The following is a 13,270-nucleotide window of genomic DNA, read 5'->3' as shown; positions in this document are numbered from 1 at the left end:
CGCGCACATCGCCGACGAGAGCGAAGCGCGCCTCGCTCCCGCGAGCGAGCTCAGCCGTCGCGGCCCGGCACGACCAGCCCGGCCTCGTAGGCGAACACCACGGCCTGCACGCGATCCCGCAGGCTCAGCTTCGAGAGCACGGCGCTCACATGGGTTTTCACCGTGTGCTCGGTGACCGTCAATGCCCGCGCGATCTCGGCGTTGGACTGCCCGCGCGCCAATTCCCGCAGGGTGAGGCGCTCGCGATCGGTCAACTCCGACAGGCGATTCGCCAACTCCGGCCGCACCCACCCATGCCCGGAGAGCTGCTCGATGACCCGCCGGGTGACCGCGGGGGCCAGCAGCGCCTCACCTGCGGCGACCACGCGCACCGCGGCGACGAGCTCCTCACGCCTGGCGTCCTTCAACAGGAATCCACTGGCCCCGGCACGCAAGGCGGCATAGACGTACTCGTCCGCGTCGAACATGGTCAGCACCAGCACCTTCGCATCGGTGCGCGCACAGATGCGCGCGGTGGCCTCTACACCGTCCAGCCGTGGCATCCGGATATCCATCACCACCACATCCGGGGCCAGCTCTTCGGCCTTCGCGACGGCGTCGAGCCCGTCGGCGGCCTCACCCACCACGGTGATGTCGGGCTCCGCCGACAGGATCAGGGCGAACCCGCTCCGGAACAGGTCCTGATCATCGACGACGAGCACGCGCACGGCTCAATCCTCCCGGGTGAGAGGTAGTTCGGCACGAACGGTGAAACCGGATGCGGAGCGACCCGCGAACAGCTGTCCGCCACAGGCTTCCACGCGTGCGCGCAGACCGGTCAGACCCGATCCGGAGCGGGCAGATGCCGCCGAGGAACTCCGGAGTGGACCTATCGCGGCGGTGCGCGGGAAGCTTCCGGCGGTCACGGCCGCGTCGTCGCCCACGGGGATGCCGTCGTCACCGATCCGCACGGTGAGCCGGTCCTGCGCCCAGTCCAGCACCACCTCCACCTGCCCGGCCCGCGCGTGCTCGAGGGTGTTCGCCAGCGCCTGCTGCACCACCCGATACGCGGTCACGTCCACCTCGCCGGGTACCGTTGCGCGCCTGCCACTCTCGACCAACTCCGCACTCAGCCCGCCGAGCCGCACGCCCGCCACCAGATCCGGGATGGCCGCGATGCCCGGCTGATGCCGCGCCTGTGCCGACCCGTCGCGCAATACCGCGAGACTGTGCCGCAGATCGCGCACCGCCACCCGGCCTGTATCCGCGATACCCGCGAAGACCGCGTCCGCGCGACCGGGGGCACTGCGTGTCAGCAGCGGCCCGGTTTCGGCCTGCACGATCATCGAACCCAGTGCGTGCGTGACGATGTCGTGCACGTCCCGCGCGATCCGAACCCGCTCCCGCGCCACCGCCGCCCCGCGTTCCTCCTCCAGCCGCCGCGCCCGCTCCCGCAACAACTCGATCTGCACGTGCCGCGCCCGCACCCCCGTGCCCAGCGTCCAGGCGGTCGAAAACGACAGCGCCGCATAGGCATAGGCCTCGGCCGGTTCATCGGGCAGCGCCAGCGACATCAGGATCCCGGCCACCCCCACCCCGACGGCCACCCACCGCGCCCTCGAATCGCAGTAAGCCGCAATCGTGTACGCGCACACCACGGTTCCATACGGCAACGCGGGCAGCGCGTGCGCGCACGCCAGGACGGTGATCGCGGTACCGACCACCGCCCCGATCACCAACGGCGCCCGCCGCCGCCACAGCAATGGCACCGACGCCACCAACCCCGCGCCGACCACCCACCACGGTCGCCCCTCGCCGACCTCCGGCGCGACCGTCGCGACCGTCACCAGCACCGTGACAACGGCATCGACCACCCACCCGGGCACCGAGCCCACCAACCAGGGCACCCGGCGGCGAAACCCCGTTTCCGCCGGGCCTCCCGCGACGACTTGACTGTCCATGGTCCAACGAGTCTGCCCCGTCCCGACCCCGGTCCGCCTCCCGCGCGAGGATGATCCCCGCCTCATACCCGAGAGCGAGCTCCCGTACCGACGCTCCAGCCCGGCACGCGGAAAGGTACCGCACCACAGCACGATCCGACCGCCACTGGGGCCCCGGCGCGAGGACGGTCCCCGGTCCGCCGTGACCGAGTCGACTGCCGGTCCGCGCAGCACCCCGCCACCTCACCTCATCGGCGACGATCAGGCACCGGGGTACGGGTCTTCTCGGCGTGCTGCGTTCGAAAACGCATGCTCATGGGGTGTTGGTTACCAGTAGGTGCCGGGGACGAGGCGGGCGGCTCGGCGGAGGACGGTGCCGGTGGCGCGGACGGCCGGGGGAACGGGGCGGCGACGGCGGTGGGGGACAGGGACTTCCGCGTCGATGGGTTCCGGCTCGGGGACGGCTTCGCCCTTGGCGGCGGGGGAGTCGGGGAGGGCGCGGTAATAGCGGTGGAGGACTCGTTCCTTGATGGCGGGCGCGAAGAGCTGGCCGTATTCGGCGAGGGTGCCGACGGGGACGTCGATGCGGCGGGGGCGCTCGGTGAGGGCGCGGACGATGAGGGCGGCGGCCCATTCGGGGGATTGGGTGCCGGCGCCCTGGTCGCCGCTGGGGGTGATCATGGGGGTGCGGACCAGCGGCATGTGGATGGTGGTGAAAGTGATGTTGCTGGAGAGCATTTCGGCGGCGGTCACCTCGGCGAACTTGTCGAGGGCGGCCTTGCTGGCCAGGTAGGCGGCGAAGCGCGGGGTGGCGACCTGGACGCCGGCGCTCGAAATGTTCACGATGTGACCGTCTTTGCGCTCGCGCATCTGGGGGAGCAGGCCCAGGGTCATGCGCACCGCGCCGAAGTAGTTGACGGCCATGGTGCGCTCGAAGTCGTGCATGCGGTCGGTGGAGCGGTGCACGGCGCGGCGGATGGAGCGCCCCGCATTGTTGACCAGCATGTCGACGTGGCCGTGGGTGTCGAGAATGGTCTTCAGGGTCTTGTCGACGGAGTCCTGATCGGTGACATCGCACTGGTAGCCGAAGGCGGTGCCGCCCGCGGCATTGATCTCGTCCACCACGGTGGACAACTCGTCGGCGCGGCGGGCCAGCAGGATGACGACCGCACCCTTCTTGGCGACCTCGAACGCGGCCGAGCGGCCGATGCCGGAGGACGCGCCCGTGATGACGACATGCTTGCCGGTCAGATCGCGCCGAGCGCGTCGTCGGGCCAGGTAACCGGTGCTTTTATCGGCCGAGAGATCCGTCATCGCTGCTCCCTTGCATGTGGAATTGCCTCGAACTTACTCCAGAGTCAGTTAGCGCGCCACGACCGTTTGGCGTGCCGCTGTAGAGACCACTCGGTTTCGAATGTATGTTCGATACTCGAGACCGGTCGGATTGGCAGGGAGGTGGGTCGTGGGCTGGCACAACGGCCCGCCGTCGTGGGCGGAAATGGAACGGGTGCTGTCCGGGCGACCCGATCCGGCGCGCAAACAGCTCGACGGTGACGGAGGCGACAGTCCGGCCTGGTCACGCAAGCGGGACAAATACGAGGCGGGAGAGCTCGGGCGGGTCGAGCGGCCCACGGTGCCGTACGCCGAGTTGCACACGCATTCGGCTTACAGCTTCCTCGACGGGGCCAGTCAGCCCGAAGAGCTCGTGGAAGAGGCCGTGCGGCTGGGATTGGAAGCGCTCGCGCTCACCGACCACGACGGCTTCTACGGGGTGGTGCGCTTCTCGGAAGCGGCCAAGGAATGGGGCATGCCGACCATCTTCGGAGCCGAGCTGTCCATCGGCACCAGGGCCCGCGCCGGAGCGCACCTGGTGCCGCGCGGTCGGCGACGCGGCCGTGAAAACGATTCCGCCGCACTGAATTCCGAGCCCCGCACCGGAACCCCCGATCCGGCCGGACCGCATCTGCTGGTGCTGGCGCGCGGGCAGGAGGGCTACCGCCGGCTCTCGCGGGAGATGGCCGCCGCGCACATGGCGGCGGGGGAGAAGGGCATCCTGCGCTACGACCTGGACCGGCTCACCGAGGCCGCGGGCGGGCACTGGCACATTCTCACCGGCTGCCGGAAAGGCGCTGTGCGGCAGGCGCTCCAGCAGGGCGACGCGGCGGCCGAGGCGGCCCTGCGCGACCTGGTGGAACGCTTCGGCCGCGAGCACGTGAGCGTGGAACTCACCCACCACGGGATTCCCGAGGACGACGAGCGCAATGCCCGTCTCATCGAACTCGCCGACAAGGTCGGGTTGCCCGTCCTGGCCACCACCGGAGCGCATTTCGCCGCACCGCCGCAGCGGCGCCGGGCCATGGCGCTGGCCGCCATCCGGGCCAGATCCAGCCTCGACGACATGGCGGGCTGGCTGGCCCCCACCGGCGGCGCGCACCTGCGCTCCGGCGACGAGATGGCCCGGCTGTTCGCGGCCTGCCCGCGGGCGGTGGCGAATGCCGTTGCGCTGGGCCGGGAATGCGCGTTCGACCTGAGCCTGATCGCACCGCAGCTGCCGCCCTTCGACGTGCCGGACGGGCACGACGAGAACTCGTGGCTGCGCGAGCTCACCTTCGCGGGCGCGGCCCGGCGCTACGGCTCCTATGCCGGGAACGAGGCCGCCTACCAGCAGCTGGAACACGAGCTGAAGGTCATCGCCGAACTGAATTTCCCGGGCTACTTCCTGGTCGTGCACGACATCGTCAGCTTCTGCCACGACAACGACATCCTGTGTCAGGGAAGGGGTTCGGCGGCCAATTCGGCGGTCTGCTACGCCATCGGCATCACCAATGTCGACCCGGTCGAGAACCAGCTGCTGTTCGAACGGTTCCTGTCGCCGGAGCGCGACGGGCCGCCCGACATCGACGTGGACATCGAATCGGATCGACGCGAAGAGGCGATCCAGCACGTCTACGCCAAATACGGGCGCGAGTACGCGGCGCAGGTGGCCAATGTGATCACCTATCGCGGCCGGTCCGCGGTCCGGGATGCCGCACGCGCGCTGGGCTTCTCGACCGGGCAGCAGGACGCCTGGAGCAAGCAGGTGAGCCGGTGGACGGGCGTGGCACAGGAACAGCACACCGAGATCCCGGACGATGTGCTCGCGCTCGCCGGCGAATTGGAGGGCCTGCCGAGGCATCTGGGCATCCACTCCGGCGGCATGGTGATCTGCGACCGGCCCATCGCCGACGTGTGCCCGACCGAATGGGCGCGCATGGCCGACCGCAGCGTGCTGCAGTGGGACAAGGACGACTGTGCCGCGGCGGGTCTGGTGAAATTCGACCTGCTCGGGCTCGGCATGCTCTCGGCGCTGCACTACATGATCGACCTGGTGGCCGAGCACAAGGGCCAGACCATCGAACTGCATCAGCTGGACCTGAGCGACCCGGCCGTCTACGACATGCTGTGCCGCGCCGACTCCGTGGGCGTCTTCCAGGTGGAATCCCGTGCGCAGATGGCGACTCTGCCGCGATTGAAGCCGCGTGACTTCTACGACCTGGTGGTCGAGGTCGCGCTCATCCGGCCCGGACCCATTCAGGGCGGATCGGTGCACCCCTATATCCGGCGGCGCAATGGGAAGGAAAAGGTCGTCTACGACCATCCGGCACTGGAGAATTCGCTGAAACGCACCCTCGGCATCCCGCTGTTCCAGGAGCAGCTCATGCAGATGGCCGTGGACATCGCCGGATTCACCGCCGCCGAGTCCGATCAGCTGCGCCGGGCCATGGGATCCAAACGTTCGTCGGAGAAGATGGAGCGGCTGCGGGCCCGCTTCTACCAGGGCATGAAAGACCTGCACGGCATCACCGGCGAGGTGGCCGACCGCATCTACGAGAAGGTGTACGCCTTCGCGAATTTCGGCTTCCCGGAAAGCCATTCGCAGAGCTTCGCCTCGCTGGTGTTCTATTCGGCCTGGTTCAAGCTGTATCACCCGGCGGCCTTCTGCGCGGGCCTGCTGCGCGCCCAGCCGATGGGGTTCTACTCGCCGCAGTCCCTGGTCGCCGACGCGCGCCGGCACGGGGTGGCGGTGCACGGGCCCGACATCAATCACAGCCTGGCCGAGGCGACGCTGGAAGCGAAGGGCATGGACATCCGCATGGGGCTGGCCGCGGTCCGCCACATCGGCACCGACCTGGCCGAACAGATCGTGGCCGCCCGCGAGGCCGGGCCCTACACCTCGTTCCTGGACCTCACCGGACGCGTGGAATTGAGTGTGCCGCAAGCGGAAGCGCTGGCCACCGCCGGTGCGCTGGGCAGCCTCGGCCAGACCCGCCGCGCGGCGCTGTGGGCGGCGGGCGCGGCCGCCGGGGAACGACCCGATCGGCTGCCCGGCACCGGCGCGGCCACCGCCGCACCCGCCCTGCCCGGCATGAGCGCGCTGGAACTGGCCGCCGCCGACGTGTGGGCCACCGGCGTCTCACCCGGCAGCTATCCGACCGAATTCCTGCGCGAACGCCTCGACGCGCTCGGTGTCGTCCCCGCCGCCCGCCTGCTCGACATTCGCGACGGGGCAAGGATTCTCGTCGGCGGCGCGGTCACCCACCGGCAGCGCCCGGCCACCGCGGGCGGGGTCACCTTCCTCAATCTGGAAGACGAGACCGGCATGGTGAACGTGGTCTGCTCGGTCGGCCTGTGGGCCCGCTACCGCCGCCTCGCCACCACCGCGCCCGCCCTGCTCATCCGCGGCCGCGTACAGAACGCCGAGGGGGCGGTGACGATTGTCGCCGAGCATCTGCAGCGCATGGACCTGCGCATCGAGGGCCGCTCCCGCGACTTCCGCTGACCATCGCGCGGACAACGTATTTCGGTTGCCGCCGCCGCCGCCGATACCGGTACAGTTCGGCCCGAGGAACGAACACGGGGGTGGGGATTTGCTGCAGCGGGGCGATGTCGTCGCCGGGTACACCATCGAACGGCTGCTGGGGCGGGGTGGCATGAGCGCTGTCTACCTGGCGCGCCACCCGCGGTTGCCGCGCTGGACGGCGCTGAAGCTGCTCGGCCCGGAGATGTTCGCCGACAGCGAGATTCGCGGTCGCTTCGAACGCGAGGCCGAGGCGGTGTCACGGCTCGAGCATCCGAACATCGTCGCGGTGCACGACCGCGGTCTCGAACGGGGTGCGCCGTGGATCGCCATGCAATACGTCGACGGACCCGATGCCGAATCGGCGACCCTGCCGCCCGCGGTCGCCGTGCAGGTGGTGGCCCAGATCGCCGCCGCGCTCGACCACGCCCACGCTCGCGGTGTGCTGCACCGGGATGTGAAGCCCGCCAACATCCTGCTGGAACGCGGCCCGCGTGTCCGGGCGCTGCTCACCGACTTCGGCATCGCCCAACTCCACGACGCCGCCACCCGCCTCACCCGCACCGGCACCTTCACCGCCACCCTCGCCTATGCCGCCCCCGAACAACTCGTCGGGCACCCCCTCGACCACCGCACCGACCAATACTCCCTGGCCTGTACGCTGTTCCACTTCCTCACCGGCGCGCCCCCCTTCCCCATCGACAACCCGGCCGCCCTCATCCAGGCCACCCTCCGCACCGCCCCGCCGTCACTGCGCATCCGCCGTCCCGGCCTGCCCCCGGCGCTCGATACGGTTTTCGCCACCGCCCTGGCCAAAACCCAGGCCCAGCGCTACCCCTCCTGCGTCGCCTTCGCCCAGGCCGCGCACCGCGCCCTGACCGCCCCGGTCCCCGGCGCCTCGCCCGCCCGCGCGCCGCGCCACCCGGCTCCGGCGCCCTCGAATACGCGTAGTGCGCCACCGGTTTCCGGTGGCCCGGGCGCCCCCGGAGACGTGGTCGCACCGAGTCGGGACTGGACGGCCCGGGGCGCGAAGGGGCGGAGCACGCCGGGCGCGGGACCGCGCCCGCGCTGGTACTGGGCAGCCTGGGGCCGCCGGAGAAGGACCACCCGCAGGTGAGATCCCTGCGAACGTCGAGATCGCGACTCCTCGTCACTTCGGCATGCGCTCGGATCCGCACTGTCGCCGGAGGTTCCGGCCACAACGCGCCGGAACGGCAGGGGATGAGCAGTACAGCAGTGGCGGGTCTCCTTCGAAGCGAACGCGGGCGCGCCCGGTACTTCGGGTGAAGTACCGGGCGCGCCAAGGGTTTCCGTCAGGGCCGCAACCGTGTCGCGGAGCGGTCAGAAGTCGCCGCCGCCCCCGGAGTCGCCACCGCCGCCGAAGTCCCCGCCACCGCCGAAGTCCCCGCCGCCCCCGAAATCGCCTCCGCCGCCGCCGAAGTCGTAATCACCGCCTCCGCCGCCCCACTGCTGCTGGCCGGGGTCGTAGCCGCCACCGGATTCCGGGGGCGGGTTGTAGTCGTTGCGGTCGCGTTCTTCGTCGCGTCCTTCCATGCGGCCGAGTTCGTAGCCGAGCAGGCCGCCGCCGACGGCACCGCCGACCGCGCCGAGACCGGCCGCGGCGCCGGGGCTCATGCCCGGACGGCCGGGCGGCGGGCCGTAGCCCGGACCGCCGAAGCCGGGACCGCCGGGATAGCCGCCACCGAAACCGCCCGCGGGACCGCCGAACTGCGCGGGCGGAGGCGGCGGGTTACGGCGACGGCGCATGAAGGCGACCACGGCCGCGATGATGCCGCCGATGATCACGATCGGGCACAGCAGGCCCAGCCAGCCCCACCCGCTGCTCTTGGACGCCGGCTTGGCCGCCGGGGCGGGGGCCGGGTTGCCGGCCTTGGTCGGCGCGCCCTGCTCACTCGAGACCTTCAGCGCGCCCAGCGCCGCGATCGTCGCACCGGTGTAATCGCCGGTGCCGTAGGCGCTCTTGAACGCCGCACCCGCGGAGCTGGTGTCCTTGATGTGCGAATTCGTGCCGGTGCGGATCGTGAAGAAGTGCGACTTGGTATTGATGGCCAGCACCACGTCGCTCTGACCCGACACCTTGCTCTGGGTCTCCTGATCGAACTTGCCGCGATCGTCGGAGAATTTCTCGGTGGTGAAGATGTGCACCGGATCCGACAGCTGATTGGCGGCATTGGTCACCTTGGCGACATCGAGCACCTTCGAGGCGTCGTCGACGGTGACCGGTCCGGCCGCGGCCGTACCCGTCGCCAGCAGGATCACCCCCGCCACGGCCGCGAGTAGCAATACGAGACGCTTGATCATCTGTCTTTCCTTCCCTGGTGGCCACTCCCCGCCACCGGTGGCATCGCACATCCTCTGCGTTTGCGACACTACGGCTTCAACGCCACGATCGCTTACCCAGTTCCAGCAGAGGAGTTCCGCGTGCCCACAGTGGTCCGGGCGACCATCAAACCCGGCAGCAAGAAAGGCCCTCTGGTCGAGATCCTCGAAGACGGGGCATTGCAGCTGTATGTGCGCGCGCCCGCGGTCGAGGGCAAAGCCAACAAGGCGGCGATCGAACTGCTCGCCTCCCACTTCGGGGTACCCAAATCGTCGGTGCGCCTGACCGGTGGACAGACCTCCCGTTTCAAGCGCTTCGAGATCGACGACTAGACCGCCCCCGGGAAACCCAGCTGCCGCCAGGCCTCGTACACCGCGACGGCGGCGGCATTGGACAGGTTCATGGACCGGCGGTCCGGCAGCATGGGGATGCGCAGCTGCTCGGTGACGCGGGAATCGGTGAGCACCTCATCGGGTAGCCCGGTCGGTTCGGGACCGAAGAGCAGGACATCGCCCTTGCGATAGGCGATATCGGTGTTGTGCCGGGTGGCGGTCGCGCTGAAGGCGAAGACCCGCTCCGGCCGAATGGAATCCCATGCGGCGGCGAGGTTCCGGTGCGCGGTGACAACGGCCAGGTCGTGGTAGTCCAACCCGGCCCGGCGTAGCTTCGGCTCGGATAGGTCGAAGCCGAGCGGTTCGATCAGGTGCAGCTCACAGCCGGTACCGGCCGCCAGCCGAATGGCATTGCCGGTGTTGGGCGGGATCCTGGGTTCGAAGAACACGAGATGGAACACGGGATCCAGCATTGCAGAGGGCCGGTTAAGCTCGTGCGGTGAGTCCAGCCCATGCCGCACCCGAGAGTCGCAGTGCTCGTGCGGGGGAGTTCGTGCGCGAGAATCTGCCCATGCTGCTGGTGGCGGCGGTGCTGGTGGTGGCCGTGGTCTTCCTGGCCTGGGATCGCTGGCGGCGCGGGACGTTCTTCTTCGGCGGGGCGACACTGCTGGCCGCGGCGCTGCGGCTGGTGCTGCCGGCCGATCGAGCGGGGCTGCTCGCGGTGCGCGGCAAGGCTTTCGATGTCGCGTGGCTGACGGTGCTGGGCGGCGCGATCATCGTGCTGGCCGCGACCATCAGCAGCCTCGGTGTCACTTAGACCGCACCGAGGTCGGGGCCGCGACCGGAGTCGCGGCACTGAATCGTGATCAGGTGGCCGTCGGCGAACCGGCGGCCCGGGGTTTGCTAGACCGAGGTGATGCGGCGACCGAGCTCTCGGCGTAGCACTTCCTGGTCCGGGAGTCTGTGTAGGACGCGAAGTATGGCCGGGCGGAGTTCACGCTGCTCGTCCTCGGAGAGCAGATCGACGAGATCGCGGAGATCCATGTCATCGAATGCGGCGGTCATGTCTGACAGATTACGGCCGCCGGGCCCCGCGCACACGTATTCCACGCGACCGGTTACGGAGGCGTCATCCCCGCGAAACCGGAAGCGCGTCAGGACAATTCGCGCGAAACAACCACGATACGCGCGGTAACGAGCCACCGCTGAGGCAGCGGTGGTGCAGCGATTCGGCAGTGTTGATTCAGCGGCCGGTGAGCCGCTGTGCCCGGGCCAGATCCATCGTTTCGAGCACGAGCTTGCCGACCGCGTCGAACTCGGTCAGGAAGCCGTCGTGGCCGTCCTTGGAGTGGATGATCTCGAGCCCCTTGGAACCGGGCAGCAGATCCGCCAGCTCCTGCTGGGTGCGCAACGGGTAGAGCCGGTCCGAGTCCACGCCGCCGACCACACACGGCACCGGCGTCGAGGCCAGCGCCGCCGCCACGCCACCGCGTCCGCGACCCACGTCATAGCGGTTCATGGCCTCGGTGAGCAGCACGTAGGTGGCCGGATCGAAACGCGCGATCAGCTTGTCGGCCTGGTACTCCAGGTAGCTCTGGACCGCGTAGCGCCCGCCCGCCCGCGGATCCTCGTCGCCCTGGGCGTGATTCTCGAAGCGGTGGTCGAGTTCGGCCTCGGTGCGGTAGGTCAGGTGCGCGATGCGCCGGGCGATGCCCATGCCGGCCACGGGCGAGCGTCCGGTGCCGTGGTAGTTGCCGCCCTGCCAGTCCGGGTCGGAGGTGATGGCGGCCTGCTGGGTGGTCTGGGTACCGATCTGGTCGGCGGTGGCGCGCGCGCCGACCGCCAGCACCAGCGCCGCGCCGACCCGTTCGGGCCGGCCGATCATCCACTCCAGCACCCGCATGCCGCCCATGGAACCGCCGACCGCGGCGGCCAGCCGGTCGATGCCGAGCAGGTCGAACAGCTGGGCCTCGGCGGTCACCTGGTCGCGGATGGAGATCTCGGGAAACCGTGCGCCCCAGGGCTTTCCGTCCGGGGCCAGCGAGGCCGGCCCGGTACTGCCCTTGCAGCCGCCCAGCACATTGGTGGCGATGACACACCATTCGCGGGTGTCCATCGGCGCGCCGGGGCCGACGATGCCGTCCCACCAGCCGGGCTGGTTGTGGTGCACGTCGGCGGGGCCCACCACATGCGAGTCACCGGTCAGCGCGTGCTCCACGAGCACCACGTTGTCCGCGTTCGCCGAAAGTTCGCCCCACCGTTGCACGGCCAGCGTCACATCGGGGATGACGGCTCCGGACTCGAGCTCCACATCCCCGATGGCGATGGTCGCGAGCGTCCCGTCCGGCGGCGGCAGCAAGGCCTCGGCCGCATGACGGGACGTTCTCGATTCGATGTTCACGGTCAACTTGCCGCCGCCGTCAGTCCGGCGCGCAGATCCGCCAGGATGTCGCCGATGCCCTCGATACCGACGGCCAAACGCACCAGACCAGGCGTGACACCCGAAGCCAACTGCTCGGCGGGGGTCAGCTGGGAGTGCGTGGTGGAGGCCGGGTGGATGACGAGCGAGCGCACATCCCCGATGTTAGCGACATGGCTGTGCAGCACCAGCGCCTCCACGAACTTCTTGCCGGCGTCCACGCCGCCCGCCAGCTCGAAGGAGACGATGGCCCCGACACCCTTCGGCGCCAATTGTTTGCCACGCTCGAACCACGGCGAGCTGGGAAGCCCTGCGTAGTAGACCTTCTCGACGCCGGGCTGCCCGGCCAGGAACTCCGCGACCGCCTGCGCGTTGGCCACGTGCCGCTCGACCCGCAGGCTCAGCGTCTCGATGCCCTGCGCGATGAGGAACGCGTTGAACGGCGACACCGCCGCACCCAGGTCGCGCAGCAACTGCACGCGGGCCTTGAGCGCGTAGGCGGGCGCGCCGAGATCGGCGAAGACCGCGCCGTGGTAGCTGGGGTCCGGGGTGGTGAAGCCGGGGAAGCGGGAATCGCCCGCGGCGTTCTTCACCGTCCAGTCGAAATTGCCGCCGTCGACGATCACGCCCGCGACCGCGGAACCGTGCCCGCCCAGATACTTGGTGGCCGAGTGCACGACGATGTCCGCGCCCAGCTTCAGCGGCTGGATCAGGTAGGGCGTCGCGACGGTGTTGTCCACGATCAGCGGCACGCCCGCGGCGTGCGCGACCTCGGCGATGCCGGGGATGTCGAGGACCGAGCTGCTCGGATTGGCGACGGTCTCACCGTAGAACGCCTTGGTGTTGGGCCGCACGGCCGCGCGCCACTGCTCGAGATCGTCCGGATCCTCGACGAAGCTGACCTCGATGCCCAGCTTGGGCAGCGAATAGTGCAGCAGGTTGTAGGTGCCGCCGTAGAGGTGCGGGCTGGCCACGATGTGGTCGCCGGCCTCGGCGAGGTTCAGGATCGCGTAGGTCTCCGCCGCCTGCCCGGAGGCCAGCAGCAGCGCGGCCACACCGCCCTCCAGGGCGGCGATGCGCTGTTCCACCGCGTCCTGGGTGGGGTTCATGATGCGGGTGTAGATATTGCCCGGCTCGGCGAGCCCGAACAGCGCGGCGGCGTGATCGGTGTCGCGGAAGGCGTAGGACGTGGTCTGGTAGATGGGCAGTGCGCGGGCTCCGGTGGCCGAATCGGGGGCCTGACCGGCATGAATCTGCTTGGTCTCGAAGGACCAGGCGGCCGGATCGAGGGTGCCGTCAGCCGCAACGGCCGCGGACGCGGTCGAGTCACTCATGTGTTCTGCTCCAAAACAAGGTCGCCGAATGGCGGAAGTTTGACAGTTATCGAGAAGCGAATGGGCTTCGACAACAACACATTTCGGT

Annotated in this window: 12 protein-coding genes; 4 read left to right on the top strand and 8 right to left on the bottom strand. The window is 69.7% G+C overall.

The window, feature by feature from the left end:
• Nucleotides 1-50 precede the first annotated feature (50 nt).
• The 3 genes from GPX89_RS16460 to GPX89_RS16450 all read right to left on the bottom strand — a co-directional run bounded on the left by GPX89_RS16460 (nt 51) and on the right by GPX89_RS16450 (nt 3,233).
• Nucleotides 51-707 (bottom strand): response regulator transcription factor, encoded by a 657-nt coding sequence (locus tag GPX89_RS16460; RefSeq protein ID WP_328601907.1) that lies wholly within the window; start codon nt 705-707, stop codon nt 51-53.
• A gap of 3 nt (nt 708-710) precedes the next feature.
• Nucleotides 711-1,940: a sensor histidine kinase gene (locus GPX89_RS16455; protein WP_157388455.1), complete on the bottom strand. Its 1,230-nt coding sequence runs from the start codon at nt 1,938-1,940 to the stop codon at nt 711-713.
• A gap of 306 nt (nt 1,941-2,246) precedes the next feature.
• Nucleotides 2,247-3,233 carry an SDR family NAD(P)-dependent oxidoreductase gene (locus GPX89_RS16450; protein WP_157388454.1) on the bottom strand — a complete coding sequence of 329 codons (987 nt, stop codon included), beginning with the start codon at nt 3,231-3,233 and terminating at the stop codon, nt 2,247-2,249.
• 148 nt (nt 3,234-3,381) lie between these two features.
• On the opposite strand from GPX89_RS16450, the gene GPX89_RS16445 reads away from it, so the two are divergent.
• Both GPX89_RS16445 and GPX89_RS16440 read left to right on the top strand, forming a co-directional pair.
• On the top strand, nt 3,382-6,738 hold the full coding sequence (locus tag GPX89_RS16445) for an error-prone DNA polymerase (RefSeq protein WP_328601906.1): 3,357 nt from the start codon (nt 3,382-3,384) through the stop codon (nt 6,736-6,738).
• Nucleotides 6,739-6,826: 88 nt separating this feature from the next.
• Complete coding sequence (locus tag GPX89_RS16440; protein ID WP_157388453.1) at nt 6,827-7,873, top strand: serine/threonine-protein kinase; 1,047 nt, start codon at nt 6,827-6,829, stop codon at nt 7,871-7,873.
• Between the two features lie 224 nt (nt 7,874-8,097).
• On the opposite strand, the gene GPX89_RS16435 is transcribed toward GPX89_RS16440, so the two are convergent.
• Entirely contained in the window at nt 8,098-9,078 is a 981-nt protein-coding gene (locus GPX89_RS16435; protein WP_157388452.1) for a hypothetical protein, read from the bottom strand.
• 120 nt (nt 9,079-9,198) lie between these two features.
• On the opposite strand from GPX89_RS16435, the gene GPX89_RS44620 reads away from it, so the two are divergent.
• A complete protein-coding gene (locus GPX89_RS44620; RefSeq protein ID WP_328601905.1) occupies nt 9,199-9,429 on the top strand; it encodes a DUF167 domain-containing protein in 231 nt (76 codons plus the stop codon).
• Here GPX89_RS44620 and GPX89_RS16425 read toward each other — a convergent pair.
• Nucleotides 9,426-9,890: a tRNA (cytidine(34)-2'-O)-methyltransferase gene (locus tag GPX89_RS16425; protein WP_328601904.1), complete on the bottom strand. Its 465-nt coding sequence runs from the start codon at nt 9,888-9,890 to the stop codon at nt 9,426-9,428. The genes GPX89_RS44620 and GPX89_RS16425 overlap by 4 nt on opposite strands.
• A gap of 38 nt (nt 9,891-9,928) precedes the next feature.
• Between GPX89_RS16425 and GPX89_RS16420 the strand changes: the two genes are divergently transcribed.
• The gene (locus GPX89_RS16420; protein WP_407939400.1) at nt 9,929-10,246 is read left to right on the top strand and encodes a DUF3017 domain-containing protein; all 318 of its coding nucleotides are present in this window, start codon (nt 9,929-9,931) and stop codon (nt 10,244-10,246) included.
• Between the two features lie 86 nt (nt 10,247-10,332).
• Here GPX89_RS16420 and GPX89_RS43860 read toward each other — a convergent pair whose 3' ends face one another.
• The 3 genes from GPX89_RS43860 to GPX89_RS16410 all read right to left on the bottom strand — a co-directional run bounded on the left by GPX89_RS43860 (nt 10,333) and on the right by GPX89_RS16410 (nt 13,182).
• Complete coding sequence (locus tag GPX89_RS43860) at nt 10,333-10,494, bottom strand: hypothetical protein (RefSeq protein ID WP_167659831.1); 162 nt, start codon at nt 10,492-10,494, stop codon at nt 10,333-10,335.
• Nucleotides 10,495-10,672: 178 nt separating this feature from the next.
• Nucleotides 10,673-11,836 (bottom strand): homoserine O-acetyltransferase MetX, encoded by a 1,164-nt coding sequence (gene metX / locus GPX89_RS16415; RefSeq protein WP_157388449.1) that lies wholly within the window; start codon nt 11,834-11,836, stop codon nt 10,673-10,675.
• Nucleotides 11,833-13,182, bottom strand: a complete 1,350-nt coding sequence (locus tag GPX89_RS16410; RefSeq protein ID WP_157388448.1) for a bifunctional o-acetylhomoserine/o-acetylserine sulfhydrylase — start codon at nt 13,180-13,182, stop codon at nt 11,833-11,835. Before GPX89_RS16410 ends, metX begins: the two co-directional genes overlap by 4 nt.
• Nucleotides 13,183-13,270 lie beyond the last annotated feature (88 nt).

This window comes from Nocardia terrae (genome assembly GCF_009760405.1).
Lineage (GTDB): Bacteria > Actinomycetota > Actinomycetes > Mycobacteriales > Mycobacteriaceae > Nocardia > Nocardia terrae.
This window is presented reverse-complemented; position numbering and strand designations above follow the sequence as displayed.